We start from the raw sequence: 26,051 nt of genomic DNA, 5'->3' as shown, positions 1-26,051 counted from the left end.
GAAGGGAGACCCTCCATGGCCGATATCCTCATCAAGAATGGCACCGTCATCGCCATCGACCCGGAACGCCGGATCATCGCCGACGGGGCCGTCGCCATCACCGGTGACCGCATCGTCGCCGTCGGCCCGACAGCGGAGGTGGAGGCCACCCATCCGGCCCGCGAGGTCATCGACGCGTGCGGCATGGCGATCATGCCGGGCTTCGTCGATGCCCACGCCCATGCGGGCCATGGCCTGATCAAGACGCTGGGCGGCGGCAAGAGCGACCCGTGGTACCAAGCGTGCCGCGGGGCCTATACGGTCGGCTCGACGCCGGAATTCTGGTTTGCGGAGGCGCAACTCGCCGCGCTGGAGCGCCTGCGCTTCGGCGTCACGACGGGCGTCTCGCTGCTCGGCGGCGGCGATTCCGTCATGCGCACCGACGAGCCGGTCTATGGCGATGCGCATATGGAAGGCGTGCTCGGCATCGGCACGCGCTCGGTGGTCGCCGTCGGCACGACGCGCCCGCCGCATCCGCTGACCTATGCTCGCTGGGAGGGTGAGACGCGGACGGATTATCCGGTTTCCTTCGACCGGCAGTTCGCCACCTGCAAGACCCTCGTCGATCGCTGGCACGGCAGCCATGACGGCCGCCTGCACGTCGCCCTGCTGACGCCGACGCTGCATCGCGGCTATCGGGATGCCGCGGGTGCCGAAGAGGCCGTCGCCCAGTCGCGCGCGGTCAAGCAATATGCGGAAGAGCGCGGCCTCGTCTTCACGCAGGACGGCCACACCACCGGCAGCGTCCGCATCGCGAGCGAGATCGGCATTCTCGGCCCGCGCACGCTGCTGTCGCATGCGACCGGGCTGGACGAGGAGGAGATCGCGATCTGCGCCAAGACCGGTACGACCATCGTGCACAATCCGAGCGCCGTCGCCGCCATCCTCGCGCGCTGCCCGGTGACGGAACTTCTCGATGCCGGCGTCAACGTGGTCATCGGCTCGGATGCGACCGCGCCGGACCGCTCGGCCGACATGTTCCGCCACATGCAGCAATGCATGCACTACCACCGCACCCATTTCCACGATCCGAGCTGGCTGCCGCCGGGCAAGGCACTGGAAATGTGCACCATCGATGCCGCCCGTGTGGTCGGCCTCGAAAGCGAGATCGGCTCGCTGGAGCCGGGCAAGAAGGCCGACGTCATCCTCGTCGACCTGCGCCGGCCGCATCTCTATCCGGCCCATATGCCGGAATACCGCGTCACCTGTTTCGCCAACGGCAACGACGTGCACACCGTCCTCGTCGGCGGCAGGGTGCTGCTGCGTGACCGCAAGCCGGTCCATGTCGACCAGGACGCGGTGCTGGACGCCGCCCAGCGCGAGGCCGACCTGATGATCGACCGCCTCGGCCTGCGCCATGCGCTGGAGACGCCCCGCATGTTCTGGGGGCACAGTCGCGACCTCGACCTTATCGAATAGTCCGAAATCCGATTGCCAGACTGGATAGATCCATGACCCTTTCCGACCTCGTCCTCGGCCGCCGCCCGGAAGGCCGCACCGCGCTTTCCGCCCGCTGGATCGTCGCCCATGAAAACGGCCGCCACCGGCTTCTGACCGACGGCGAGATCGTCATCGAGGGGCAGGAGGTCGTCTATGTCGGCCCGCGCTTTCCCGGCGAGGTGGCGCGGCGCATCGCGCTTGGCGATGCGCTGGTCTCGCCCGGCTTCGTCGATCTCGACGCCCTGTCGGACATCGACACCACGGTCCTGACCATCGACTACGGTCCCGGCTGGGCGACGGGCCGCGTCTGGCCGCGCAGCTATGTCGAGCGCGGCCCCTACGAGATGTACACCCCGGAACAGCTCGTCTTCCAGAAGCGCTTCGCCTTCGCGCAGCTGCTCCTGAGCGGCGTCACCTCAGCGCTGCCCATCGCCTCGCTGTTCTATCGCGAATGGGCGGAGACCGTCGCCGAATTCGAGGGCGCGGCGGATGCCGCCGGCGATCTCGGCCTGCGCGTCTGGCTCGGCCCGGCCTATCGTTCCGGCGGCATGGTCTGCGAGGCGCCCGGCGTGCTGGAGCCGGTCTTCGACGAGGCGCGCGGGCTCAAGGGGCTGGAGGACGCCATCGCCTTTGCCGGCCGCATCGCCGGCCGCCACGAGGGGCTGGTGCAGGGCATGCTCGCGCCGGACCGGGTGGAGACCTCGACGCTGGCGCTTCTCCAGCGCACCATGGCGGCTTCCGCCGAGATGAACCTGCCGGTGCGCCTGCATATGGCGCAGGGCAAGATGGAGCGCCAGACCGTCGCCCGTCTGCACGGCACCACCGCGCCGCAATGGATGGCGCGCCACGGCCTTCTCAACGAGCGGCTGATCGCGCCGCATGCGGTGCAGGCCGAGCCGGAGGACCTCGACCTTTATGCGAAGCATGGCGTGACCATCGCCCATTGCCCGCTGGTCTATGCGCGCGGCGGCGAATATCTCAACTCCTTCCGCCGCTGTCGCGATCTCGGCATCCGCATCGGCATGGGCACGGACACGACGCCGCCCGACATGGTGCTGAACATGGCCGTCGCGCTGATGACCGGCCGCATCGCGGCGGGCGAGGCGGGCCTTTCGACGGCGGAGGTCTTCGATGCGGCGACACTCGGCGGGGCCGATGCACTCGGCCGCTCGGATATCGGCCGCCTGCAGTCGGGCTCCAAGGCGGATATCGCCATCTTCGACCTCTCCGATCCACGCTTCGCGCCGACCGTCGATCCCGTGCAAACGCTGATCTTCGGCGCGACCGGCCGGGTGACCCGCGCCGTCTTCGTCGACGGTCGCCTTTCCATGCGCGACGGCGAGGTGGCCGGCATCGACATCAAGGCGGCGCGGAGACAGGCGCAGGCGCAGTTCGACGGGCTGGTCGCCAAATATCCCGAGCGCAGCTGGGGCCATCCTTCCGTCGAGACGATGTTCCCGCCGACCTATCCGCACTGGAAGGCCGACTAAGGACGGACAGCGAGGCGATTGCCGGACGGGCCCTCCTGTGCGACCATGCGCGCGGGAGGATGTCTGGATGGTGTCGACGCTGTCGCACATACGGGAGATCGAACGCGTCGGCATGGGCGCGGTCAGCCCGCGCGATGCGCCCGTCATCCAGTCCTGGCTGCGCTGCCTCAACGACTACAAGCTCGATCCGGCCGTCGCGCAGGAAGCCTATATCGTTCCCGAACTGAAGCTGCGCGAGCACCGCGAGCAGGCCGAGGAGCTGATCCGCATCGGCCGTTCGGGCCTGGAAGCACTGTTCAATCAGGTGGCCGGGCAGAACTACGTGCTGCTGCTTTCCGATGCGCGCGGCGTCACGGTCGATTTCATGGGCGACCCGACCTTCGACAACCAGTTGCGCAAGGCGGGGCTCTATCTCGGCTCGGAATGGTCGGAGAGCCGGGCGGGCACCTGCGCGGTCGGGGCCTGCATGGTCTCCGGCGAGCCTGTCATCATCCATCAGGACGACCATTTCGATACCAGCCATATCGGCCTTACCTGCACCGCCGCGCCGGTCTTCGACACGCTGGGCAGCCTGACGGCCGTGCTCGACATCTCGCAGCTCCGCTCGCCGACGGTGAAGACGAGCCAGCAGCTCGCGCTGCATCTCGTCGCCTCCACCGCGCGGCGCATCGAGCTTGCCAATCTCATGACCCGCACCCGCAACGACTGGGTGCTGCGCCTTGCCCGCTCGCCGGAATTCCTCGATGTCGATCCCGATGCCGCCATCGCCCTCGACGGTAGCGGCCGCATCACCGGCCTCACCCATGGCGGCTTCGGCGCGCTCGCCCGTTCGATGAACCTCGCCGGTCTTTCCACCCGCGATTTCCTCGGCCAGCCGATCTCGCAGGTCTTCGACATCGACGTCGACGACCTGCCGCGCTTCATGCGCGGTCGGTCGAACGGCGAGCGGCTGCTTCAGGCGCGCAACGGGCTGGTGCTGTTTGCGAGCGCCGTCGCGCCGGCGGTCAATCTTCGTTCGGCCGTGCCGGCGCAGCCGCGCCTGCCGCGGGCGCTCCGGGACCTCAGCAACGGCGATGCCGCGATGGAGCGGGTGCAGGCGCGCGCGGCAAAGCTCGCCGCGCGTGATATCCCGATCCTCATCCAGGGGGAGACGGGCAGCGGCAAGGAGTTCCTGGCGCGGGCGATCCATGACGGTTGCGGCGGCAGCGGGGCCTTCGTCGCGGTCAATTGCGCGGCGATCCCCGAGCACCTCATCGAATCCGAGCTCTTCGGCTATGCGCCGGGCGCCTTTACCGGCGCCAGCCAGAAGGGCAAGCGCGGCCTGATCGAGGAGGCGAGCGGCGGCACGCTGTTCCTCGACGAGATCGGCGATATGCCGCTTGCCCTGCAAAGCCGGCTCCTGCGCGTGCTCTCGGAGAACGAGGTGCAGCCGGTCGGGGCGCTCAAGGCGCGCGCGGTGCGCCTCAGGGTTCTCTCCGCCTCGCATCGCGACCTTGCCGAACTGGTGCGGGAGGGCCGTTTCCGGCAGGACCTCTATTATCGCCTCAACGCGGCGACGCTCAGCCTGCCGGCGCTGCGGGAGCGGCAGGATCTCGGCTGGCTCGTCGACCAGCTCCTCGCCCGCATCGAGAAGGAGAACGGCGCATCCTACCGGCTAGACAGGGCGGCGCGGGCCGTGCTGCTCGCCCACGACTGGCCGGGCAACCTGCGGGAACTTTCCAATGCGTTGCGCGTGGCGGCGGCGCTGTCGGAGGGCGGCGTGATCGGCACCGACAGCCTGCCGGATCACCTTTTCGCCGAACCGGCCGCCGCCCGGCCCGGCGACGAGGACGCCCTGCGCCAGGCTCTCACGGACTGCGGCAACAATGTTTCCGCGCTCGCCCGCAAGCTCGGCGTCAACCGCTCCACCATCCACCGCCGCCTCAAGCGCCTCAACTGACGCAACAGCTGCAACACCTGTCGCACGCCACCTGTTGCATCCCGCGCCGCCATCCGGCTTCCCTTGATGGAAGCCGTTGATAATAATTGGAAATTCTTCCATCGGCCGTTCTGGCACGGTGCTTGCTGATCCTCCTGCGCAAGAACGACAGGAGGAACTCAATGAAAGCTCTGCGCTTCCACGCCGCCAAGGACCTGCGTATCGAGGAGGTCGATGCGCCGCCGTCGCCCGGCCCGGGCGAGGTGCTGGTCGACAACCGCTTCTGCGGTATCTGCGGCACGGACCTGCATGAATACGCCTACGGCCCGATCTTCGTGCCGAAGGAACCGCATCCGTTTACGGGCGCGCACGGCCCGCAGATCCTCGGCCACGAATTCGGCGGGGTCGTCAAGGCCGTCGGCGAAGGGGTCGGCCATGTAAAGCCGGGGGATCGTGTCTCGATCCAGCCGCTGATCATGCCCCGCCATGGCGACTACTATGCCGACCGCGGCCTGTTCCACCTCAGCGGCAACCTCGCGCTCGCCGGCCTGTCCTGGCATTCCGGCGGCATGGCAGAGGCAGCGCTTGTCAACGACTATAACGTCCAGCCCATTCCAGATGCGCTGAGCGACGAGGAAGCCGCCCTGATCGAGCCGACCGCGGTCGCCGTCTACGCCTGCGATCGTGGTGGCGTGACGGCCGGCAACAGCGTGCTCGTCACCGGCGCGGGGCCGATCGGCATTCTCGTCGCCATGGCGGCGCGGGCGGCCGGGGCTTCGCAGATATTCCTGTCCGATCTGAACGATACCCGGCTGGCTCTGGCGCGGGAGGCGCTGGGCGAGGTGCGCACCATAAACCCCAGGACGGAAAAGGTCGGCGACGTCATCCGCGCCGAGACGGAGGGCGGCGTCGGCTGCGATGTCGCCATCGAATGCGTCGGCAACGAGCATGCGTTGAAGAATTGCGCGGACGCCGTGCGCAAGCAGGGCGTCGTGGTGCAGACCGGGCTTCATCCCGGCGAGAACCCGCTGAACTGGTTCGACGTCACCTTCAAGGACATCGACATCCGCGGCTCCTGGGCCTACCCGACCCACTACTGGCCGCGCGTCGCCCGGCTGATCGCCAGCGGCCAGATTCCGGCGAGCCGCATCGTCACGAAACGTGTCTCGCTCGGCGAGGCCGTCACCGAAGGGTTCGACCAGTTGCTCGACCCTGCCGGGAGGCACCTGAAGATCCTGATCGACCTCACGCGATAGGCCGGTCCGTTCTGCGGGACGGTTGAGGAGCCGTCCCGTTTTCCCACTGAGCAGGAGGAGAAACGATGCTCGAGAAAACCCCCACGACCCGCGTCCAGACACTTCTCGATGCGCTCGGCGCGGCCCTTGCCGCCGGCCGGATCGACGATGCCGTCAACCTTTTCGCCGAGGAGTGCTATTGGCGCGACCTCGTCGCCTTCACCTGGAACATCAAGACCGTCGAGGGCCGCGATCAGGTGCGCGACATGCTGCAATCGCAGCTTTCCACCGCCAAGCCATCGAACTGGCGGGTCGCTTCGGGCGAGGAGGCGACGGAGAACGACGGCGTCCTCGAAAGCTGGATCACCTTCGAGACGGCGACCGGGCGCGGCTACGGCCTCGTGCGCTTCAAGGACGGTCTCATCTGGACGCTGCTGACGGCGCTTTCCGAACTGAAGGGCCATGAGGAGAAATCCGGCTTCACCCGCCCGCTCGGTGCGAAGCATGGCCAGAACCTCGGTGCGAAGACCTGGAAGGAGGAGCGCGAGGAGGAGGAGCGCACGCTCGGCTACGAGAAGCAGCCCTATGTCGTCATCATCGGCGGCGGGCAGGGCGGCATCGCGCTCGGCGCGCGGCTGCGCCAGCTCGGCGTGCCCACCATCATCCTCGAAAAGAACGACCGGCCGGGCGATAGCTGGCGCAAGCGCTACAAGTCGCTCTGCCTGCACGATCCCGTCTGGTACGATCACCTGCCCTATATCGACTTTCCGAAGAACTGGCCGGTCTTCGCGCCGAAGGACAAGATCGGCGACTGGCTGGAATTCTACACGAAGGTCATGGAGCTGAACTACTGGACCCGTTCCACCGCAAAGTCCGCGAAATGGGACGAGGCGGCGCAGGAATGGACCGTCGTCGTCGACCGCGACGGCGAAGAGGTGGTGCTGCGGCCGAAGCAGCTCGTCTTCGCGACCGGCATGTCCGGCAAGGCGAACATTCCCGATTTCAAGGGGCGCGAGCGCTTTGCCGGCGACCAGCACCATTCCTCGCGGCATCCGGGACCGGACGGCTACAAGGGCAGGAAGGTCGTCGTCATCGGCTCGAACAATTCGGCCCACGACATCTGCGCGGCGCTCTACGAGGCCGGCGTCGACGTCACCATGATCCAACGCTCGACGACCCATATCGTCAAGTCGGACACGCTCATGGATATCGGCCTCGGCGCGCTCTATTCCGAGGAGGCGCTGGCGAACGGCGTGACGACGCAGAAGGCCGATCTCATCTTCGCCTCGCTCCCCTACCGGATCATGCACGAATTCCAGATCCCGCTCTACGACAGGATGCGCGAGCGCGACGCCGATTTCTACGCGGCGCTGGAAAAGGCCGGCTTCCAGCTCGACTGGGGCGCGGACGGCTCGGGCCTCTTCATGAAGTACCTGCGGCGCGGCTCCGGCTACTACATCGATATCGGCGCTTCCCAGCTCATCATCGACGGCAAGGTGAAGCTTGCCGCCGGGCAGGTCGAGGAGATCACGGAGAATGCCGTGAAGCTTTCGGGCGGCAGGGAGATCCCGGCCGACGTCATCGTCTATGCGACGGGCTACGGCTCGATGAACGGCTGGGTCGCCGACCTCATCGACCAGGAGACGGCCGACAGGGTTGGCAAGGTCTGGGGCCTCGGCTCCGACACGCCGAAGGATCCGGGTCCCTGGGAGGGCGAGCAGCGCAACATGTGGAAGCCGACGCAGCAGGCCGCGCTGTGGTTCCACGGCGGCAACCTGCACCAGTCGCGCCACTATTCCCAGTATCTGGCGCTCCAGCTCAAGGCGCGCCTGGAAAGCCTCCCCACGCCGGTCTATGGCCTCCAACCGGTTCACCACCGGAAATAGGCCGGCACTTCGAGCGGGCAGCGCATTCCGCTGCCCGCCTTTTATTGCGGCCAGTTCTCCAGGGTCTCGGCGAAGCGGGCGAGCCAGCTATTGGTCTGTTGGCCGTCGAGCGCTCGATGTCTTCTGTCAGGTGCGCATGAAGACACACGATCCGCATGCCCGCGCGATTTCGAGCGCTTCGTGCAGCGCCACGAGGAGGTGGGATGCTATTCCATGTCAGGCGAGTGGGCTTGCCTCATCCGCGTCGTGGTGCGGGATGTGAAGGATTACGAGCAGTTCCTGACTCACGAGGCCGTCGCCAATGCCTCTCCGCATTTCGCCTGAAGAGCGTGAAATACACGACCGAACTGCCGCTGTGAGCGGCGCGCTTCATTCTTGCCAGAGGCGCCAAGCGGGTCTATCGACGGGGTGACCGTAGCCTTTCAGGAGCCCTGCCATGTTCGACATCCGCAAGATCGAAGCCGCCGACAAGCCCGGCTTCTACCGCGAGCTTCTCGCCCAGGCGCAAGGCCTGCTGCATGGCGAGCGCGATGCGATCGCCAATGCGGCGAACCTCTCCGCGCTGATCTACGACGCCGTCGCCGACATCAACTGGGCCGGCTTCTATTTCCTGAAGACGCCCGGCGAGCTGGTGCTGGGGCCGTTCCAGGGCAAGGTCGCCTGCGTGCGCATCCCGGTCGGCAAGGGCGTCTGCGGCACGGCGGTTGCCGAGGCGCGCAGCCAGCTCGTGCCGGACGTGCATGCCTTTCCCGGCCATATCGCCTGCGATGCCGCCTCGCGATCCGAGGTCGTGGTGCCGCTGATCCACGCGGGCGCCGTGCTCGGCGTGCTCGACCTCGACAGCCCTTCGCCCGGCCGCTTCACGGCCGAGGACCAGGCGGGCTTCGAGGCGCTTGCCGCGCTTTATGTGGCCGGCAGCGATTTCCGAGGCGGCGAGTGATGCAGCATGCGCATGGCTGCACTGCACAATAAATGTTTTCCATCTGATCAAAAAACGACCATAGTGCACACAGCTGATGCACATGGCGGTTTTCCTCCCAGTGCCGCCGTATCAGCTGTTCCCCTCTGGAGGTTTTTGACCTTCACACCTCATGGGCCGCGAATTTCGCCGGCCCATTTTTTTTGCCCGTATGCAGGGCTCGGCGGAACAGGGCGCGGTATTGGCGGGGCGAAGGCTATTCGGCCTTTCGCGCTGGTAGCGGCGGGCTGCGCTCAGCCTTCCTCTTCCGGCGGGCGGCGGTGCTCGTCGCGGCGCAATCGGCCGCTTTCCCGCAGGATGGCGGCAAGATGCGGGGAGGGCGATGCTTCCCCCGCCGGCGCGGTGCCGGCCTGGCGAAGAGCGTTGGCGGCGTCTTCGGCGGCGGCAAGGGCTGCTGCCGCCGCGAGGAAGGCGTTCGTCCGGTGCTGTCCGGCTAGGCCGATCTGCGCGGCATCGACGGCGCGGCCCGCCTCGCCGGCCATCGCTTCGGCGGCGGCGAGCCGGGCGGCAAGACGGCCGGTCTCGATGGGATCGCCGGTTTCGTCGTCCAGCAGATGCCGCATCGCCCCGCGGGCGGCGCCGATCCGGCGCGCCGCTTCCAGCAGCAGGTCGAGGGAGCGGGGGACGCCGTGCGCCTCCCCGGCGGAATGCAGCAGGGCATCGCCATCGATCGCCACGTCCTTGAAGAGCACGTGTTCGGCGGGCTGGACGCCGCCTTTCGCCGGCTCGCAACTGTTGGCGACATAGTGGAGGCCGTCGATGCGGGTCGCAAGCAGGAGGCCCGCCGACCGACCGCCGTCGAGATGGGCCGGCACCAGCAGCCAGTCGGCATGCCTCGCGCAGGGGGTACAGAGGGCCTCGCCGCCGAGCCGCCAGGCAAGGCCGCTCGCGACGAGGGGAAGGGCGTCGACGCTCTCGCCGTTGCGGCGGGCCGATGCCCGCGCCAGCCGTCCGCCGGCAAGGACGGCGGAAAAGACCGTGCCCTGCTGGCTCTCGCTGCCATGGCTGCGGACCTGCTCGACGGCGACGAAATGGGCGGCGAGAACATCCGCGAGCGCCGCGGACCGGCTGGCGGCGACAGTGCAGACCTCCGCCAGAACGGTGTTCGAGACGTCTATTCCGCCGTGCTCCGTCGGAACGGAAATGCCGAAGAGGCCCGAGCGGGAGAGCAGATCGAGGCGGGCCTCGGCCGTTCCGGCGGCGGCGCCGCCCTCCGCGGGAAAGCTGAAAACCTCGGCGACCGTGCCGGCAACGGTGATCGCTTCATCCTCGGTTCCGATGACCGCGGCCGTTCGGGCCGGGCGGTCGAGTGCCGATGAAAACGTACCCATGTCGTCTGCTCCTTACGGAATGCGGTTCCAGGGCGCATAGGCATTATCGGGATAGAAAGATCACATTCTATAAAGATTGTATAGATTGGTTCTGGCCACCTCGGGCGACGTCGCCGGATCGTTCCGCGGCACCTGCCATGTGCCGCGCGGCCGACGGAATGGGTGCGCGACCCCTGTGACGAACCGCCCAACTCCGCTATTTTAATGAAGGAACGCGTTCCTGAGAAGGAAGTTCGCCGGCCTCGCTTCTGGGCTCGGAATCGGCGAAATTTATTATCTACAAAAAAGGTAGAAAACTATCTAAGGCTGCGCTATCGTGTCTTCCGCTTCTTGCTTCACGGTGCAGGGGAGGGACAGGACATGTTCTTCGAAAGGGTCGCAGCAGAAGACGCCCGCTGTACGGGCGCATCGCCGATGGCGCGCATCGCGGTCGTCGGCGCGGGACCGTCGGGGCTCGCCACGATCATCGCGCTGATGCGCCGGCTTCACCGGCCCTTCGAAGCCTGGATGATCGATGCCGAGGATACGCCCGGCGCCTTCGGCGACGGCCCTGCCGGCGAGGCGCTGACCACCGAGCCCGCCCGCGACCTTTCCGTCCTTCCCGAGCGGCCGGACGATTTTTCCCGCTGGCTGAAGGATACGCTTCTTGCCGCCGGCACGGTGTCCGCATTGCGCGGCCCGCAGGATATCCATGTGCCGCGCGCGCTCTTTCGCGACTATCTGATGGCACGGTTCGGCGAGGCGCTTTCGCAGCGTCCCGACGTGCATATCCGCACCATCCGCGGCACGGTGCGCCATCTCCTTGCGGAGGCCGATGGTGTGCGCCTTGCATTTCGGGATGGCGAAGGCGCTGTCTTCGACCATGTCTTCATCGCGACCGGCTTCGGCATGGCGCAGCGCGAGGCGGCGTCCTGGCGGGATGCGGTCGCCGCCGCAGCGCGCCTTTCGGGGCGGGAGAACCCGCCGCCGCTGACCCTTGTCGGCAACGGCCCGCGCCTTGCCGCCATCCTGCTCGACCTGCGCCGGCGCGGGTTTTCCGGGGCCGTCGAGGTCGCCGCCGCGGCGGGCCGCCTGCCGCAGCCGCATGGCCGGGGCCATGAGGGCATGGTCTTCGGCGAGCCGCCCACCAGCCGCTCGCTGAGGGACGCCTTTCGCTATATCCGGCAGGAATGTAGCATCGCGGGGGCGCGGCACGGCGGCCAATGGCAGACCGTCGTCGATGCAGCCTCCGCCCGTCTTTCCGTCGTCTGGCGCAACCTGCCCCAGGCCGAGCGCAACCATTACCGCCGCCATATCCTGCGCCTGCACCGGCATTTCTCCGTGCGCCTCGCCGGCGATATCCATCGGCGCCTTGCCGCGGAATTCGAGAGCGGCCGCACGCGCTTCGTTCCTCCGCGCGATCCGAAATCCCCCGACGAGACCGTCATCGACTGCCGCGAGGCGCCGTCCGCCCGGGCGCTTGCGGGATTGCTCGGCTGCGATGCCGCGCTGCTCTCCGCCGATGATTGCGGCCAGCTCCTGAACGACGGCGCGCCCCTGCGCGGGCTCTCGGCGGTGGGGGCCATCGCCTCCAGCCTGCGCCCCGGCCCCTTCACCTTCGCCGAGACGGTGCGGCAGGTCTATCGCGGCGTTCTCGCCGTTCCCCTTTCCGGTCACATGCGGGTGTCGAATGGTTGAAAAAAATCCGGCGGGCGGCCGGAAAATTTGAATTTTTCGCGGATGCATTTTGCGTTCGCCCGGGTATTTTCGAGATGATCTGTGCGCGTGCCGCCGGGTAGGGCAGTGCGCCCGTTGCGCCGTTCCGGCCTGTTCGGAACCGGTTTTGCGAAGTTTCCGGCCATTGTTGACTAAGTCTACTAATTCTCTAGGGTTTTGACCGAGGCAGAGACCAGGAGGTTGGAGATGTCGAAATTTCTGAAAGGTGTTGGGGCTTTCGCCCTTGGTGTGAGCCTCGTGCTCGGCGGCGTTTCGGCTGCGATGGCCGAGACCACGCTGCTGAACGTTTCCTATGACCCGACGCGGGAGCTCTACAAGGATTTCAACGCCGCCTTCGCGGCGCACTGGAAGGCCGAGACCGGCGAGGACGTCACGATCCAGCAGTCGCATGGCGGCTCCGGCTCGCAGGCCCGCGCGGTGATCGACGGGCTGGAGGCCGACGTGGTGACGCTGGCGCTCGAAAGCGATATCGACGCCATCGTGGAGAAGACCGGCAAGATCGCCAAGGACTGGCGCTCGCGCCTGCCGAACAATTCGGCGCCCTATACCTCGACCATTGTCTTCCTCGTGCGCAAGGGCAACCCGAAGAACATCCATAACTGGGGCGATCTCGTGAAGGGCGACGTGCAGATCGTCACCCCGAACCCGAAGACCTCCGGCGGTGCGCGCTGGAACTACCTTGCGGCCTGGGCCTGGGCGAATGAGGAATTTTCCGGCGACCAGGACAAGATCAAGGCCTATATCGCCGAGCTCTACAAGCGGGCGCCGGTGCTCGATACGGGCGCGCGCGGTTCGCTGACCACCTTCGCCCAGCGCCAGATCGGCGACGTGCTGCTCGCCTGGGAGAACGAGGCCTATCTCGCGGGCGCCGAATTCGGCGCGGATTCCTTCGACATCGTCGCCCCGCCGATCTCGATCCTCGCCGAGCCGCCGGTCGCGGTGGTCGATGCCAATGTCGACGCCAAGGGCACGCGCAAGCAGGCGGAAGCCTATCTCGAATATCTCTACTCGGAAGAGGGCCAGAACATCGCGGCCAAGCACTTCTACCGCCCCTCCAAGCGGGATGTGGTGAAACCCGAGTTGCTGCAACAGCTTCCCGACATTAAGCTGGTGACGATCGACGACCCGATCTTCGGCGGCTGGGCAAAGGCACAGCCCGAGCATTTCGGCGACGGCGGTGTCTTCGACCAGATCTACAAGCCGGGGAACTGAGTAATTTGACGACTTCTGCTGCCGCTTCGGTGCGGTGGCGACTGAGACAGCCAAGCGTCATTCCGGGCTTCGGACTGACGCTTGGCTTTTCGCTCGCCTACCTCACGCTCATCATCCTGATCCCGCTCGTCGGCCTCGTCTGGCGGTCCGCCTCGCTGTCGGGTCCGGAATTCCTTGCCATCCTTGCCGACGAGCGCACGTTGAACGCGCTCAAGGTGTCCTTCGGCACGGCCTTCCTCGCCGCGCTGATCAATGTCGTCTTCGGCGTCATGGTCGCCTGGGTGATCGTGCGCTACGATTTTCCCGGCCGGCGCATCGTCGATGCGATCGTCGACCTGCCCTTCGCCCTGCCGACGGCCGTCGCGGGCATCGCCCTTGCCGCGCTCTATGCGCCGAATGGCTGGATCGGGCAGGTGCTGAACGTCTTCGGCATCAAGGCGGCCTTCAACCCGACCGGCATCGTCATCGCCCTCGTCTTCATCGGCCTGCCCTTCGTGGTGCGCACGGTGCAGCCCGTCATGGAGGAGATCGACAGCGAGGTCGAGGAGGCGGCGGCGACGCTCGGCGCCAATCGTTTCCAGACGGTCTTCCGCGTGCTGCTGCCGGGGCTCGCGCCGGCGATCCTGACGGGCTTCGCGCTCGCCTTCGCGCGCGGCGTCGGCGAATACGGCTCGGTGATCTTCATCGCCGGCAACATTCCCTATGTCTCGGAGATCGCGCCGCTGCTCATCGTCATCCGGCTCGAAGAGTTCAACTACGGCGCGGCGACGGCGATCGCCACGATCATGCTGGCGCTGTCCTTCGCCATGCTGCTCCTCATCAATCTCATCCAGGCGTGGAGCCGCAGGAGGTACGGTCATGGCGCGTGAATCCCGCCCCTTCCGCTCGCCGACGACGGAAGCGCCCGCCGCCCGCTACACGCTGATGGCGCTCGCCTTCCTGTTCCTGGCGCTCTTCCTGCTCCTGCCGCTGGCCGCGGTGTTCATCGAGGCCTTCCGCAAGGGGGCGGGCGCGTTCTTCGCCGCCTTCGGCGATCCCGATACGCTCGCCGCCATCCGCCTCACGCTGCTGGTCGCCGGCATAGCGGTGCCGCTCAACCTCGTCTTCGGCGTGGCGGCGGCCTGGGCCATCGCCAAGTTCGAGTTCAAGGGCAAGGCATTCCTGACGACCCTGATCGACCTGCCCTTCTCGGTCTCGCCGGTCATTTCCGGCCTCGTCTATGTGCTGCTCTTCGGCTCGGGCAGCGTTCTCGGGCCGTGGCTGAAGAGCCATGGCATCGAGGTGCTCTTCGCCGTGCCGGGCATCGTGCTCGCCACCGTCTTCGTGACCTTTCCCTTCGTCGCGCGCGAGCTGATCCCGCTCATGCAGGAGCAGGGCACGGGTGACGAGGAGGCGGCGCTGTCGCTTGGGGCCTCCGGCTGGCAGACCTTCTGGTACGTGACGCTGCCCAATATCAAATGGGGCCTGCTCTATGGCGTGCTGCTCTGCAATGCCCGCGCCATGGGCGAGTTCGGGGCGGTCTCGGTGGTTTCGGGCCACATCCGCGGCCTTACCAACACCATGCCGCTGCATGTCGAGATCCTCTACAACGAGTACAATTTCGTCGCCGCCTTCGCGGTGGCCTCGCTGCTTGCCGCCCTCGCGCTCGTCACGCTGGTCGTCAAGACGGTCCTCGAACTTCACTACGGCGCGGAAATCGCTGCCGGTCGCAAGCATTGATTTGAAAGGCACGCCCTCAATGGACGTCAGTGTAAAGAACATCCGCAAGGAATTCGACCGCTACCCGGCGCTCAACGATGTCTCGCTCGACATCCGCTCGGGCGAGCTGATCGCGCTGCTCGGCCCGTCGGGTTCCGGCAAGACGACGCTGCTGCGCCTGATCGCCGGCCTGGAGCAGCCGACGCTCGGCAGCATCCATTTCGGCGCGGAGGATGCCTCGCACAAGACGGTGCAGGAGCGCCATGTCGGCTTCGTCTTCCAGCATTATGCGCTGTTCCGCCATATGACGGTCGCCGACAACATCGCCTTCGGCCTCACCGTGCGCCCGCGCGGGGAACGCCCGCCCAAGGCCGAGATCCGCCGCCGGGTCGGAGAACTGCTGGAGATGGTACAGCTTTCCGGCCTCGAGAAGCGCTATCCGAACCAGCTTTCCGGCGGCCAGCGCCAGCGCGTGGCGCTTGCCCGCGCCATGGCGATCGAGCCGAAGGTGCTGCTGCTCGACGAGCCTTTCGGCGCGCTCGACGCCAAGGTCCGCAAGGAGCTGCGCCGCTGGCTGCGCGAATTCCACGACCGCACCGGCCACACCACCGTCTTCGTCACGCATGACCAGGAAGAGGCGCTGGAGCTCGCCGACCGCGTCGTCGTCATGAGCCAGGGCAAGATCGAGCAGGTCGGCTCGTCCGACGATGTCTACGACCGGCCGAACTCGCCCTTCGTCTTCTCCTTCATCGGCGACAGCGCGAGCCTTCCCGTGACCGTGGCGGAGGGCGCCGTCCTCTTCCAGGAGACGCCGATCGGCATCGCGCCGCGCGCGGGGGACGCTGCCGCCGGCACGCTGTTCTTCCGGCCGCAGGATGTGGTGCTGGTCGCCGATCCGCAGGCGCCGGCGCTCGAAGGGCGCATCGCGACGTCGCGGCGCCTTGCCGGCACCCGCATCGCCGATATCGACATCGGCGGGGCCGGTGCGGCGCATCATGTCGAGATCGAGATCCCGCTCGATGCGCAGGCGGCGAACGGCTCGACGCTCCGCTTCCGGCCGACGCGGTGGAAGCTGTTCGGCGAGCAGGCCTGACGTGTTGCGACCTAGAGCGTTTCCGCTTTTCTCCGAATCGCGAAAACGCTCTAACTCTTTGTTTCGCCGCATTTCCGAACGCAAAACCGTTGCGCACTTTTGCTGGAAATGCTCTAGACGAGGCCTTCCGCAACGGCATAGGCGGAGAGGACGTCCTTGATGTTGCGGTCGTCTTCCTTCGGCAGAAGGGCGCGGGTGGTGATCGAATCGAGGTGATGCGCCATCAGCTTGGCGGCCGCGTCGGTCTTGCCGGCGATCAGGTGATCGAGAAGGTCCTGGTGTTCCGACACCGCGCATTCGGACGAATGCGGCCGTCCATAGAGCGCGAGGATCAGCGAGCTGCGGGCGACCGTCTCGTTCACGTAGCGGATGAGGCTGGCATTGTTCGTCATCTGCGCGAGCAGGGTGTGGAACTCGCCGGCAAGGCGGATCGACTGGGCATGCTCCATCCGCGCGGCATCCTCGGCGGCGATGTGGGCCGAAAGCGTGTCGATCTGCTCCCTGGTCAGCTTGCCCGACAGGGTTTCCACGACAAGGCGCTCCAGCGCCATGCGGGTGAGGAACAGGTTGCGCCCCTCTTCCAGCGTCGGCCGGGCCACCGTCGCGCCCTTGTTGGGACGGAGGTCGACAAGGCCCTCCTCGCTCAGCCGCACGAGGGCCTCGCGCACCAGCGTACGGCTGACGCCGAGGCGCTCGCCGATGGAATCTTCCGGCAGCTTCGCGCCGGGCGACAGGGCCTGGTCCAGAATCGCGCGCTTCAGGGCGCGATGTACGGCTTGCGACCGGCCACGGCCCGTTTCGCCCACTTTCTGTGTCATGCGGCTTTCTCCCGTCCCGAAATGAGCCTGCAAATTGCATGCAAACAGCGAGTCTGTCCACCCATGCTCACTTGGCATGGGCTGTCGGCCGATGGCGGCGAGCGTTTCAAATGGCCGCGCGCCTGTTTGGGGAGCAGTGTATGCGATCCTGTCCCGGGAATGCGTACTTTCGCGCTATTCCCCGGGAAAGATGCTTTTCAGTTTCGCCGGCGGCGGCGGAGCGTAGCCGCCCAGACGCGAGGTGCGCATGTCGAGGCCGGCCATGGCTTCGGCAAGCTTGACCGCGCAGGTGACGCCGTCGAGCACCGGCAGGCCGTGTTCCCGCGCCAGATCGGCGGCAAGGCCGGCCATGCCAGCGCAGCCGAGCACGATGGCCTCGGCGCGATCCTCGGCGATGGCGGTGCCGATTTCGGCGCTGATCTTCTGGCGGGCGTTGGAGCCCGGCTGCTCCAGCTCCAGCACGGCGACCTCCGAGGAGCGCACCTTGGCGCAGCGGGCATCGAGCCCGTAGCGGGCAAGATTGTGCTCCAGCGCCGGCACGGAGCGGGCGAGCGTCGTCACCACGGAGAACTTGTTCGAGATCATCGAGGCGAAGTGATAGGCGGCCTCGCCGATGCCGATCACCGGCCGGTCGGTGAGGCAGCGCGCCGCGTCGAGGCCGGTGTCGTCGAAGCAGGCGATGACGACGGCGTCGCAATCCGGGTTGCGGCGGATCGTGTCGAGCAGGCCCGCAAGGCTCATCGCCTCGTCGAAATAGCCTTCGATGGAAACGGGGCCGTGCGTCGGGTTGACGGCGGTGATTTCGGTGCCGGGAGAGGCGGCGCCGCGCGCCGCCTTCCCGATGTGATCCGTCATCGATGCGGTCGTGTTGGGGTTGATGACGAGGATTTTCATGTCAGAGTTCGCCTCCGAGGTAGGCAGCCTTGATGCGGTCGTCGTTCATCAGTTCCCTGGAATTGCCGGAAAGCGCGATCGAGCCGGTGGAGAGCGCGTAAGCGCGGTTGGAGATGGAAAGGGCCATGCGGCTGTTCTGCTCGACGAGGAGGATGGAGACCTTCTCGTCGCGGCTGATGGACACGATGGCGCGGGCGATGTCCTGCACGATCTTCGGCGCGATGCCGAGGGAAGGCTCGTCGAGGAGCAGGAGTTTCGGGCGGGCCATGAGGGCGCGGGCGATCACCATCATCTGCTGCTCGCCGCCGGACATGGTGCTCGCCTGCTGGTGATAGCGCTCCTTGAGGCGGGGAAAGCGCGTCAGCACGTTTTCCAGCGTCCGCTCGATCTCCGCCTTGTCGGTGCGGGTGAAGGCCCCCATCAGGAGATTGTCCTTCACCGACATCAGCGGGAAGGCTCGGCGGCCCTCCGGCACCATGGAGATGCCCCGGCGGACGATCTCGGCGGCGGGCGTGCCGTCGAGCTTTTCGCCCTGGTAGGTGATCCGGCCCGACTTGATCGGCCTGAGGCCCGTGATCGCCCGCAGGATCGAGGACTTGCCCGCGCCGTTCGCGCCGATCAGCGCCACGGTCTCGCCTTCGCCCACATCGATGGAAACGCCTTTCAGCGCATAGATGTGGTCGTAGTAGAGTTCGACATTTTCAACGCTCAATATGTTCGTCATGGCTTACATCCCGATCGCGGCATCTTCGGAGCCGAGATAGGCTTCGATGACCTTCTCGTCCTGGCGGATTTCCTGGGGCGTGCCCTCGGCGATCTTCTGGCCGAAGTTGATGCACACGATGCGGTCGCTGATCTTCATCACCGCGGGCATGTCGTGCTCGACGAGGAGCACGGTAACGCCACGCTCGTCGCGAAGCCGGCGCACGAGGGCCACCATCTTCATCGTCTCGTCGTGGTTCATGCCGGCGAAGGGCTCGTCGAGCAGGATGACCTTCGGGTCGGTGGCAAGGCCGATGGCCATGCCGAGCGCGCGAAGATGGCCCTGCGGCAGGTTGGAGGCGAGCTCGTTGCGGATCGCCTGCAGGCCGAGGAAATCGACGATGTCGTCGGCTGATGCCGCGAAGGCCGCCTCGTCCTCGCGCGCCTGCTTCGAGCCGAGGAAGAAGCCGAGCAGGTTCGCCTTCGAGCGCAGGTGATGCGACACGATGATGTTCTCGCGCACCGTCATGGAGCGGAAGATCGTCGTTTCCTGGAAGGTGCGCACGACCCCGAGACGCGCCACCTTGTGCGGGGCGAGGCTGGAGATGCGACTTCCCCTGAAGAGCACTTCGCCGCTCGTCGCCGGCACGAAGGAGGAGACCAGCTTGAAGAGCGTGGACTTGCCCGCGCCGTTCGGACCGATCACCGAGAGGATCTCGCCTTCCTTGACGTCGAACGACACGTCGTTCACCGCCGTCAGGCCGCCATAGCGCTTGGTGATGTTGTTGATCTGCAGGATCGGGCTCATGCGCGGCCCTCCTTCTTGTCGAGCAGGCTCAGGACCCCGTTCGGCAGGACCAGCATGAGCAGGATCATGACGCCGGAGTAGATGAGGAGCTGGTATTCCCTGGCGATCGACAGCAGGTCCCAGCCGAAATAGAGCAGGAGCGTGCCGAGCATCGGGCCAAAGACGTATCCGAGGCCGCCGAGGAAGCAGTAGAGCATGAAGTTCACGCTGTCCGCGACGACGAAGGAGGACGGATAGATCGACTGCGAGATCGCCGCGAACATGGCCCCGGCAATGCCGCCGAAGAAGGACGAGATCGCATAGGCGAGGACCCGGAGATAGGCGGTGTTGACGCCGATGGAGGCCGAAAGCTCCTCGTTCTGCTGCAGGCTGCGGCACAGATGCCCGAGGCGCGAGTTCACGATGCGCCAGAGCACCAGATAGGTCACGATCATCAGCACCACGGCCATGATGTAAAAGCCGAAGCGCGGATTGGAGAGCGTGCCGAAGGCCGGGATGATCGTCAGGCCGAAGAGGGAGAGTTCCCCCGGCAGCGGGATCGAGGTGATGCCCTTGGCGCCGTTGGTGACCGGCAGGGCGAGTGCGGAAAGGCGCGCGACCTCGGTGAGCACCAGCGTCACCATGGCGAAGTAGACGCCGCGAAGACGCAGGATCGGCAGGCCGATCACGACGGAGATGACGGCGCAGAACAGGCCGGCGAGCGGCAGCGTCAGCCAGAAGGAGACGTTGGCCTGCGTCACGAGGATGGCCGAGACATAGCCGCCAACCAGCGCATAGGCGCCCTGGCCGATATTGATGCGGCCGATATAGAAGGTGAGCCACACGCCGGCGGCACCGACCGACAGCAGCGCGACCGAGGTCAGCGTGTAGAAGAAGTCCCAGCGGCCGGTGGCGCGAATGAACAGTGGCACGAGCACGAGGACGGCGATCAGGAAGACGGCGAAGCCGAGGATTTTCTTGGTATTCATTGTTTCAACCCCACGGCTTGCCCATCAGCCCCTGCGGGCGGATTGCCAGGAACACCATCAGCGAGGCGAAGATCACGAGATAGGTGATGTCGCCATAGGCCGAGAGCACGGTAAGGCCGACGCTTTCCATCATGCCGAGGATGAAGCCGCCGGCGATCGCGCCGGAAATCACGCCCGCGCCGCCGATCATGATCATCAGGAAGGCCTTGATCGAGGTCGGGCCGCCCATGCCGAGATTGACACCGGTGATGGTGACGAGGAGCCCGCCGACGAGGCCGGCAAGCATCGCGCCGAGCGCAAAGCCCAGCATCGAATAGCGCGAGACGTCGACACCCATCAATTGTGCCGCCATGCGGTCCTGCGCCAGCGCCCGCATGGCGCGGCCGGCACGGGAATAGTTCATGAAGCCGATGAAGACGACGATGAGGAGGATCGCGAGGACGCCGATCAGGATGCGGTCATAGGGCATGATGATGCGCATGTCCCAGTTGAACACGCCGCTCACGATCTTCGGCACGCCGCGCTGCTTCTCGCCGAAGAGCAGCAGGATGACGGCATCGAGGAAGAAGGCGACGCCGGCGGCAAGCAGCATGGTCGATTCATCGCGCTTGGAGCGGCGCACGACCGGCGCGAAGAGGAATTTCTCGATGAGCGCGCCCATGACCGCGAGGATCACGGCCGAGGCGACAAGGCCGACGACGAAGGGCAGGCCGAGCTGGACGACCACCGTATAGGTGACGAAGCCGCCGAAGACGTACATCTGCCCGTGGGCGAAGTTCAGCACGTTCATCAGCGAGAAGATCAGCGTCAGCCCGAGGGCTATCAACGCATATTGCGCACCAAGGTAGAGACCGTTGGCGATTATCTGTTCCATGGTGAGCCTCCAATGGAAAGTTCAGGCAGAGAGAGACCCGGCCGGACGGCAGGTGCGGTCCGGGTCTCGTTTCTGAAGCGCTTCGCGCCGTTCGGATGAAGGGGCGCGAAGCACTTTTCCCGGATTTGCCTCCAGGCGCCTCAGGCGCCGGTCAGTCGACCTGGCCGACGAACAGCGTCTCGAACGCGCCGTCCTTGTACTCGTTGACGACGAGCGGGACGGAGATCTGGCGCTTCTGGCCGAAGGAGGTCATGCCCACATATTTCAGCTTGGCGTCACCCTTCATGAAGGGGTTGGGTGCCTCGAAGGTGTCGATCGTCTTCTTGAACTCGTCGACATTGTCGATGGCCGCCGGGTTCGCCTTGATCGTCTCGATGATGTATTCGAGGGCGTAGACCTTTGTGTTGGACTCGTCGTTATATTCGCCGAACATCTTGGTGTAGCGGTCGACGAATTCCTTCATCGTGTCGCTGGCGAGTTCCGGCGTGGAGGCGCCGCCGACGGAGATGAAGCCTTCGGCAAGTTCACCGGCGCCTTCCTTGAGGACGGCCGCGTCCTGCGCCGTCTCCGTCGAGATGAGGCCGGTATAGCCGAGCTCGCGCGCCGAGCGGATGAGCTGCGGGGCGTTGGCCGGCGACACGCCGGAGAGCACGAGGAGATCCGGCGCGGACTGGATGACCGGCAGCAGGACCGGGGTGAAGTCCGTCGTATCCACCTGGTAGGTCACGTTGCTGGAGACCACGTCGAGGCCGAGGGCCTGAGCGGCGGCGACGCCGGACTCACGCTGGCTGAGCGGGTCGGATTCGTTGGCCGCGACGAAGGCCACCTTCTTCACGCCCTTGTTTTCCATCAGGTACTTATAGATCGCGGGGCCGGACTGGTAGTTCGCCACCATGCTGAGGATGGCGTTGGAGGCCGGCGGCGAGAAGAGCGCCTTCGGGAAGGAATAGGGGAAATACATGATGCCGTTCTGCTCGGCGGCCGGGCGAACCGCCGCCGCGCCGTCGTCGACATTCGGGCCGACGACGTAGTGGATGCCGTCCTGCGCCATCTTTTCCATGCCGGCGATGGCGCGCTTGGGGTCCTTCTGGTCGTCGAAGGGGACGATCTCGATATTGTAGGTCTTGTCGCCGATCTTAACGCCGCCGAGCTCGTTCAGCCAGGCCGCCCGTGCCTCCATCGAGCGCTGGTTGGAGATGCCCCAGGCCGCGGCCGGACCGGAGGTGACGCCGACGAAGCCGACCTTCAGCGTCGCGTTCTCGGCATGGGCCATCAGCGGCAGCGACAGCACGGTCGCTGCGGCGAGGGCGGAAAACTTCAGGAATGTGCGCTTGTGCATGATGTTCTTCCTCTGGGCCATTGATCTTTATCGGTATAGGCACGCGGGCCGCGAGAGGCGGCCATATCGGCCTTGGCCTGAGCATTGAGCGCATTGTTAACGATCTTGTCAAGTGGTGTGAACAAGGACAAGATTCGGTGTCGACGAAATAGCCGCTTGTTGGTCAACCAAAACGGCCCTATTTAGAGGCTTACGAAACAGGAAACGCATGTAGAGGTCAGTGCGGTCATGGATGTGAGCATGCAGAACCCGGTGGCGGAGGCGGAGGAGGTCGACGAGAGCGATATCGTCGAGCGCATTTTCGAAGCCGTCGTCGAGCAGCAGTTGCCGCCGGGCACGAAGCTTTCCGAATCCGCGCTTTGCGAGGCCTTCGGGGTCGGGCGGATGCGCATCCGCCGCAGCCTCCTGCTGCTTGCAAGCCGCGAGGTCGTCGAGCTGCATGCCAATCGCGGCGCCTTCGTCGCCTCTCCCACCGCCGAGCAGGCCCGCGAGGTCTTCGAGGCCCGCCTGGCGCTCGAGCCGAATATCGCGCGCCTTGCCGTCCAGCGTGCGACGGAGGAGGACATCGCGACCCTGAACCTTCACCTTGAAATGGAGTATCTCGCCCACAAGGAGCGGCGCCGGCGCGATGCGATCCGCCTGTCCGGCCAGTTCCACACGCTGATGGCGCAGGTCGCCGGCAATGCCGTTCTCCTGCGCACCATGAAGGAGCTGGTGACGCGCACCTCGCTGATCATCGGCATCTTCGGCGCGCCCGGCGTCAGCAACTGTCGGGACGATGACCATGCGGCGATCGTCGGCGCGTTCCATACCCGCGATGCCGAGAAGGCGGCGTGGATGATGACGCTGCACCTGCGCCACATCGAGAGCCATCTCCAGCTCGGCGCCAAGGCGACGGACAGCGTCGACCTCGTCAAGCTCTTCGCCAAGCCCTGATCGTTTCTAGACGCTGAGGAGTAAGGCGACCGGTTCCTCCCCGAGGGTGTCCACCACGGTAAGCGTCGCGCCCGGCGCGAGGATGCGGCCGTCGAGGACCGAGCGCAATTCGCGCGCCTCGAAGCCGGCGGGAAGGGCGATGCGGATATCGTCCAGCATGCCCTCCAGCAGTTGCAAGCCATCCGGCGCGACCTTGCCGAACACCAGCCGCGGAACGACGGTGATGGCGAAGGCCTGCGGCGTGCCGCGCAGGAAAGCGAGGGCCTGCCGGCTTCCATCCGAAAGCTCCAGCGGCAGGTAAGGGCCTTCGAAGGGGGCTGGATTCCGGTTGCGGGCGTCGAGCACGGTCGCCACCAGCCATTGCTTGTAGTCCGCAAATTGCAGCCGTGAGGCGACCGGCTTTTGCGGAACGTCGAGGCTTTCCGCCTCCAGCGGCCGCCGGTTGTCGGGATCGACCAGCGAGAAATCGCCGCGCTCGCTGCCCTGGTAGATGTCCGGAATGCCGGGCGCCGTCAGCTTGACCAGCGTCTGCGCCAGCGAATTGACCAGCCCCGCGTCGATGAAGGGCGACAGCGTGGCGGCGAAGTCTTCAAGGAAGGCGCCATGCCCGAAGAGGTCGTCCACGAAACCGGCGACCTTCTCTTCGTAGGGAAAATCCGGCAGGCTCCAGTTGGAGCCGAGCTTGGCCTCGCGCAGGGCCTTCTCGACATAGGGCCGCATGCGCGCCTTCAGCGCTTCCATGGCCGGAGCGTCCCCATGCCCCTCCAGCGGCCATGCGCCGGCAAGGGACTGGTAGAGGAGCCATTCCACGTCCGGCTCCGGCACGGTGCGTTCGGCATGCCGGCGGCGAAGGTGTGCGTTGAGCGCCGCCCAGCGCCGTGTCGCCGCGATCCACATGTCCGGGGCTTCGCTCAGGGTATAGAGCCGCGCGCGGGCGTCCTCGCCGCGCTTCATGTCATGCGTCGCGGTGGCCGAAAGGCTGCGCGGCAGGGTCTTTTCGCGCGCCGCCATGGCGGCGTGGAATGCGGCCGGCCCGCCCGTCGGCCGGCCCGGATCGCCGCCGACCTCGTTGAGGGCGATGAAGGCGTTCTCGCGGTAGAAGAGCGTATCCTCCAGCGCCTTCGCCATGATGGGGCCGCTGAGCTGCTGGAACCGGGCGCGAAATTCCGGGCAGCCGGTGAGCGCGCCGCATGTCCTGTCGTCGACGAGCAATTCCCAGATGAAGTCGATCGCCTCGCGTACTTCGGGGCGAACGCCGGCCTGCGCCTGCTGGCGCGCGACGGCGAGAAGCTGGCGGTCGTGCTCGTCCGCGCCGGCGGTGGCGGTCGTGTAGGTGCGGTAGACGGGCAACGCCTCGATCATGCCGCAGATCGCCTCGGCGAGCGCGGGGCGGGACAGGTCGGCATCGGTCTGGTCGGCCATGGATTTCGCCAGCCGGGTGATGCGGTGGACTTCGCCTTCGAAATTGTCCGAAAGCATCTGCCGCTTGCTGGCGCGCCGTTCTTCCTCGTAGCTTTCCCGGTGCTCTTCACGTTTCAGCGGGCGGAAGGCGGCGACAAGCCGGCCGCCCTCCCGCTCGTCGGCGAAGGCATCGGCGAGGGACGCGATGAATTCATAGCCCGTCGCGCCCTCGACGGGCCAGTCTGTGCGAAAGGGCTCCTCCTTTTCGAGGATCTTCTCGACGACGATATAGACATCCGGGCCGACGGTGGTGCGCAGGCGTTCGAGATAGGCCCTGGGATCGGCAAGGCCGTCGACATGATCGATGCGAAGGCCGTCCACGATCCCGTCGCGCACGAGGTCGAGCACCAGCCGGTGGCTGTCGTCGAAAACCTTCGGGTCTTCGACGCGCAGGCCGACAAGCCCGGCGATCTCGAAGAAGCGGCGATAGCTGAGATGGCGGCTCGCCGTCTTCCAGTCGGTGAGCCGCCAGGGCTGGGCGGCGTGAAGCGCGGTGATCGCGGCCGGATCGGCGGAGAGTTCGGCGAGGCGCCGTTCCAGCGCGGTGCGGGCGCCCGGCGCGGCGAGCGCCTGCGAGAGGATGGTCCTGCCATCCGGATTTTCCTTCGGGCTTGCCTTCACCGCGAAGCCGTCCTCGGCGTCGAGCACCAGCCGGTAGGTGCCGGGGTGCAAGGGGTAGCAGGTGTCATGATAGCAGAGCGCCAGGGCGTCCCGCTGCGGATCGAGCGCCAGGCGAAGAGAGCCCGTGGCAAGCTCCTCCTCGAAGCTCTTTCCCAGAAAGGGAAGCGTCAGCTTCTGCGACCAGTCGATGTCGAAATGACCGGCAAAGGGGCTTTCCGCCCCCCAGAGGACGATGCTGTACCACCAGGGATTTTCAAGGCTCGCCGCCATGTGGTTCGGCACGATGTCGAGGAGGAGGCCCATGCCCTGTACGTGCAAGGCTTCGGCGAGGCGGACAAGGCCTTCGTAGCCGCCCAGCGCGGGATCGATCTCGTCGGTGCGGGTGACGTCGTAGCCATGCGTCGAGCCGCTGACGGCGGTCATCAGGGGCGAGGCATAGAGATGGCTTATGCCGAGCCGCTTCAGGTAGGGAACCAGCCGGCATGCTTTTCCGAAGTCCATGCCGTTGCGGAACTGAAGGCGATAGGTCGAGCGGGGAGAGGTCATGAGGCCCTGGACGATGCGGGTGACAGCCGCTCCGGAACGCATATCCT

General features: G+C 66.3%; 21 protein-coding genes and 1 pseudogene. 13 read left to right on the top strand and 9 right to left on the bottom strand.

Annotation, left to right across the window (positions count from 1 at the left end):
• Nucleotides 1-15 precede the first annotated feature (15 nt).
• The 7 genes and pseudogenes from ACZ1A1_RS21910 (at nt 16) to ACZ1A1_RS21880 (ending at nt 8,948) form a co-directional block, all read left to right on the top strand.
• Entirely contained in the window at nt 16-1,458 is a 1,443-nt protein-coding gene (locus ACZ1A1_RS21910) for an amidohydrolase family protein (RefSeq protein ID WP_463621559.1), read from the top strand.
• Nucleotides 1,459-1,490: 32 nt separating this feature from the next.
• The gene (locus tag ACZ1A1_RS21905) at nt 1,491-2,969 is read left to right on the top strand and encodes an amidohydrolase family protein (RefSeq protein ID WP_463621558.1); all 1,479 of its coding nucleotides are present in this window, start codon (nt 1,491-1,493) and stop codon (nt 2,967-2,969) included.
• A gap of 67 nt (nt 2,970-3,036) precedes the next feature.
• Nucleotides 3,037-4,908, top strand: coding sequence for a sigma-54-dependent Fis family transcriptional regulator (locus ACZ1A1_RS21900; RefSeq protein ID WP_463621557.1), 1,872 nt, complete (start codon nt 3,037-3,039; stop codon nt 4,906-4,908).
• A gap of 161 nt (nt 4,909-5,069) precedes the next feature.
• Nucleotides 5,070-6,143: a 2,3-butanediol dehydrogenase gene (locus ACZ1A1_RS21895; RefSeq protein ID WP_463621556.1), complete on the top strand. Its 1,074-nt coding sequence runs from the start codon at nt 5,070-5,072 to the stop codon at nt 6,141-6,143.
• A 65-nt stretch (nt 6,144-6,208) separates the two neighbouring features.
• Entirely contained in the window at nt 6,209-8,008 is a 1,800-nt protein-coding gene (locus ACZ1A1_RS21890) for an NAD(P)/FAD-dependent oxidoreductase (protein ID WP_463621555.1), read from the top strand.
• A gap of 106 nt (nt 8,009-8,114) precedes the next feature.
• Nucleotides 8,115-8,367, top strand: a pseudogene (locus ACZ1A1_RS21885) (Lrp/AsnC ligand binding domain-containing protein); the annotation flags it as partial.
• A gap of 77 nt (nt 8,368-8,444) precedes the next feature.
• The gene (locus tag ACZ1A1_RS21880) at nt 8,445-8,948 is read left to right on the top strand and encodes a GAF domain-containing protein (protein ID WP_463621554.1); all 504 of its coding nucleotides are present in this window, start codon (nt 8,445-8,447) and stop codon (nt 8,946-8,948) included.
• A gap of 272 nt (nt 8,949-9,220) precedes the next feature.
• Here the strand turns inward: ACZ1A1_RS21880 and ACZ1A1_RS21875 are convergent, their stop codons facing one another.
• On the bottom strand, nt 9,221-10,318 hold the full coding sequence (locus ACZ1A1_RS21875; RefSeq protein WP_463621552.1) for an acyl-CoA dehydrogenase family protein: 1,098 nt from the start codon (nt 10,316-10,318) through the stop codon (nt 9,221-9,223).
• A gap of 360 nt (nt 10,319-10,678) precedes the next feature.
• Between ACZ1A1_RS21875 and ACZ1A1_RS21870 the strand changes: the two genes are divergently transcribed.
• From ACZ1A1_RS21870 to ACZ1A1_RS21850, 5 genes are all read left to right on the top strand, one after another.
• On the top strand, nt 10,679-11,995 hold the full coding sequence (locus tag ACZ1A1_RS21870; protein WP_463621550.1) for an FAD/NAD(P)-binding protein: 1,317 nt from the start codon (nt 10,679-10,681) through the stop codon (nt 11,993-11,995).
• 225 nt (nt 11,996-12,220) lie between these two features.
• Nucleotides 12,221-13,246: a sulfate ABC transporter substrate-binding protein gene (locus tag ACZ1A1_RS21865; protein ID WP_409529997.1), complete on the top strand. Its 1,026-nt coding sequence runs from the start codon at nt 12,221-12,223 to the stop codon at nt 13,244-13,246.
• A gap of 5 nt (nt 13,247-13,251) precedes the next feature.
• Complete coding sequence (gene cysT, locus ACZ1A1_RS21860) at nt 13,252-14,115, top strand: sulfate ABC transporter permease subunit CysT (RefSeq protein WP_313193297.1); 864 nt, start codon at nt 13,252-13,254, stop codon at nt 14,113-14,115.
• The gene (gene cysW / locus ACZ1A1_RS21855; protein ID WP_119256507.1) at nt 14,105-14,965 is read left to right on the top strand and encodes a sulfate ABC transporter permease subunit CysW; all 861 of its coding nucleotides are present in this window, start codon (nt 14,105-14,107) and stop codon (nt 14,963-14,965) included. Before cysT ends, cysW begins: the two co-directional genes overlap by 11 nt.
• A gap of 19 nt (nt 14,966-14,984) precedes the next feature.
• The gene (locus tag ACZ1A1_RS21850) at nt 14,985-16,037 is read left to right on the top strand and encodes a sulfate/molybdate ABC transporter ATP-binding protein (RefSeq protein ID WP_415213824.1); all 1,053 of its coding nucleotides are present in this window, start codon (nt 14,985-14,987) and stop codon (nt 16,035-16,037) included.
• Between the two features lie 113 nt (nt 16,038-16,150).
• Here the strand turns inward: ACZ1A1_RS21850 and ACZ1A1_RS21845 are convergent, their stop codons facing one another.
• From ACZ1A1_RS21845 to ACZ1A1_RS21815, 7 genes are all read right to left on the bottom strand, one after another.
• On the bottom strand, nt 16,151-16,855 hold the full coding sequence (locus tag ACZ1A1_RS21845) for a GntR family transcriptional regulator (RefSeq protein ID WP_313193294.1): 705 nt from the start codon (nt 16,853-16,855) through the stop codon (nt 16,151-16,153).
• Between the two features lie 174 nt (nt 16,856-17,029).
• Nucleotides 17,030-17,749, bottom strand: a complete 720-nt coding sequence (locus tag ACZ1A1_RS21840; protein ID WP_415213825.1) for an aspartate/glutamate racemase family protein — start codon at nt 17,747-17,749, stop codon at nt 17,030-17,032.
• Between the two features lies 1 nt (nt 17,750).
• Nucleotides 17,751-18,473, bottom strand: a complete 723-nt coding sequence (locus ACZ1A1_RS21835) for an ABC transporter ATP-binding protein (RefSeq protein ID WP_463621548.1) — start codon at nt 18,471-18,473, stop codon at nt 17,751-17,753.
• Between the two features lie 3 nt (nt 18,474-18,476).
• Nucleotides 18,477-19,259, bottom strand: coding sequence for an ABC transporter ATP-binding protein (locus ACZ1A1_RS21830; protein ID WP_463621547.1), 783 nt, complete (start codon nt 19,257-19,259; stop codon nt 18,477-18,479).
• The gene (locus ACZ1A1_RS21825) at nt 19,256-20,227 is read right to left on the bottom strand and encodes a branched-chain amino acid ABC transporter permease (protein WP_313193291.1); all 972 of its coding nucleotides are present in this window, start codon (nt 20,225-20,227) and stop codon (nt 19,256-19,258) included. The genes ACZ1A1_RS21830 and ACZ1A1_RS21825 overlap by 4 nt, the downstream gene beginning before the upstream one ends.
• Nucleotides 20,228-20,231: 4 nt before the next feature.
• On the bottom strand, nt 20,232-21,101 hold the full coding sequence (locus ACZ1A1_RS21820; RefSeq protein WP_313193290.1) for a branched-chain amino acid ABC transporter permease: 870 nt from the start codon (nt 21,099-21,101) through the stop codon (nt 20,232-20,234).
• Nucleotides 21,102-21,252: 151 nt separating this feature from the next.
• Nucleotides 21,253-22,440: an ABC transporter substrate-binding protein gene (locus tag ACZ1A1_RS21815; protein ID WP_415213828.1), complete on the bottom strand. Its 1,188-nt coding sequence runs from the start codon at nt 22,438-22,440 to the stop codon at nt 21,253-21,255.
• 240 nt (nt 22,441-22,680) lie between these two features.
• On the opposite strand from ACZ1A1_RS21815, the gene ACZ1A1_RS21810 reads away from it, so the two are divergent.
• Nucleotides 22,681-23,376, top strand: a complete 696-nt coding sequence (locus ACZ1A1_RS21810; protein ID WP_313193289.1) for a GntR family transcriptional regulator — start codon at nt 22,681-22,683, stop codon at nt 23,374-23,376.
• A gap of 6 nt (nt 23,377-23,382) precedes the next feature.
• On the opposite strand, the gene treY is transcribed toward ACZ1A1_RS21810, so the two are convergent.
• Nucleotides 23,383-26,004, bottom strand: coding sequence for a malto-oligosyltrehalose synthase (gene treY / locus ACZ1A1_RS21805; RefSeq protein WP_463621647.1), 2,622 nt, complete (start codon nt 26,002-26,004; stop codon nt 23,383-23,385).
• Nucleotides 26,005-26,051 lie beyond the last annotated feature (47 nt).

Source organism: Shinella sp. R2-11, assembly GCF_055330205.1.
This window is presented reverse-complemented; position numbering and strand designations above follow the sequence as displayed.

What these genes read in the sequence shown, in the direction of transcription:
- ACZ1A1_RS21910 (WP_463621559.1), top strand. Translation starts at nt 16, where the DNA reads ATGGCCGATATCCTCATCAAGAATGGCACCGTCATCGCCATCGACCCG.
- ACZ1A1_RS21905 (WP_463621558.1), top strand. Translation starts at nt 1,491, where the DNA reads ATGACCCTTTCCGACCTCGTCCTCGGCCGCCGCCCGGAAGGCCGCACC.
- ACZ1A1_RS21900 (WP_463621557.1), top strand. Translation starts at nt 3,037, where the DNA reads ATGGTGTCGACGCTGTCGCACATACGGGAGATCGAACGCGTCGGCATG.
- ACZ1A1_RS21895 (WP_463621556.1), top strand. Translation starts at nt 5,070, where the DNA reads ATGAAAGCTCTGCGCTTCCACGCCGCCAAGGACCTGCGTATCGAGGAG.
- ACZ1A1_RS21890 (WP_463621555.1), top strand. Translation starts at nt 6,209, where the DNA reads ATGCTCGAGAAAACCCCCACGACCCGCGTCCAGACACTTCTCGATGCG.
- ACZ1A1_RS21880 (WP_463621554.1), top strand. Translation starts at nt 8,445, where the DNA reads ATGTTCGACATCCGCAAGATCGAAGCCGCCGACAAGCCCGGCTTCTAC.
- ACZ1A1_RS21875 (WP_463621552.1), bottom strand. Translation starts at nt 10,318, where the DNA reads ATGGGTACGTTTTCATCGGCACTCGACCGCCCGGCCCGAACGGCCGCG.
- ACZ1A1_RS21870 (WP_463621550.1), top strand. Translation starts at nt 10,679, where the DNA reads ATGTTCTTCGAAAGGGTCGCAGCAGAAGACGCCCGCTGTACGGGCGCA.
- ACZ1A1_RS21865 (WP_409529997.1), top strand. Translation starts at nt 12,221, where the DNA reads ATGTCGAAATTTCTGAAAGGTGTTGGGGCTTTCGCCCTTGGTGTGAGC.
- cysW (WP_119256507.1), top strand. Translation starts at nt 14,105, where the DNA reads ATGGCGCGTGAATCCCGCCCCTTCCGCTCGCCGACGACGGAAGCGCCC.
- ACZ1A1_RS21850 (WP_415213824.1), top strand. Translation starts at nt 14,985, where the DNA reads ATGGACGTCAGTGTAAAGAACATCCGCAAGGAATTCGACCGCTACCCG.
- ACZ1A1_RS21845 (WP_313193294.1), bottom strand. Translation starts at nt 16,855, where the DNA reads ATGACACAGAAAGTGGGCGAAACGGGCCGTGGCCGGTCGCAAGCCGTA.
- ACZ1A1_RS21840 (WP_415213825.1), bottom strand. Translation starts at nt 17,749, where the DNA reads ATGAAAATCCTCGTCATCAACCCCAACACGACCGCATCGATGACGGAT.
- ACZ1A1_RS21835 (WP_463621548.1), bottom strand. Translation starts at nt 18,473, where the DNA reads ATGACGAACATATTGAGCGTTGAAAATGTCGAACTCTACTACGACCAC.
- ACZ1A1_RS21830 (WP_463621547.1), bottom strand. Translation starts at nt 19,259, where the DNA reads ATGAGCCCGATCCTGCAGATCAACAACATCACCAAGCGCTATGGCGGC.
- ACZ1A1_RS21825 (WP_313193291.1), bottom strand. Translation starts at nt 20,227, where the DNA reads ATGAATACCAAGAAAATCCTCGGCTTCGCCGTCTTCCTGATCGCCGTC.
- ACZ1A1_RS21820 (WP_313193290.1), bottom strand. Translation starts at nt 21,101, where the DNA reads ATGGAACAGATAATCGCCAACGGTCTCTACCTTGGTGCGCAATATGCG.
- ACZ1A1_RS21815 (WP_415213828.1), bottom strand. Translation starts at nt 22,440, where the DNA reads ATGCACAAGCGCACATTCCTGAAGTTTTCCGCCCTCGCCGCAGCGACC.
- ACZ1A1_RS21810 (WP_313193289.1), top strand. Translation starts at nt 22,681, where the DNA reads ATGCAGAACCCGGTGGCGGAGGCGGAGGAGGTCGACGAGAGCGATATC.
- treY (WP_463621647.1), bottom strand. Translation starts at nt 26,004, where the DNA reads ATGACCTCTCCCCGCTCGACCTATCGCCTTCAGTTCCGCAACGGCATG.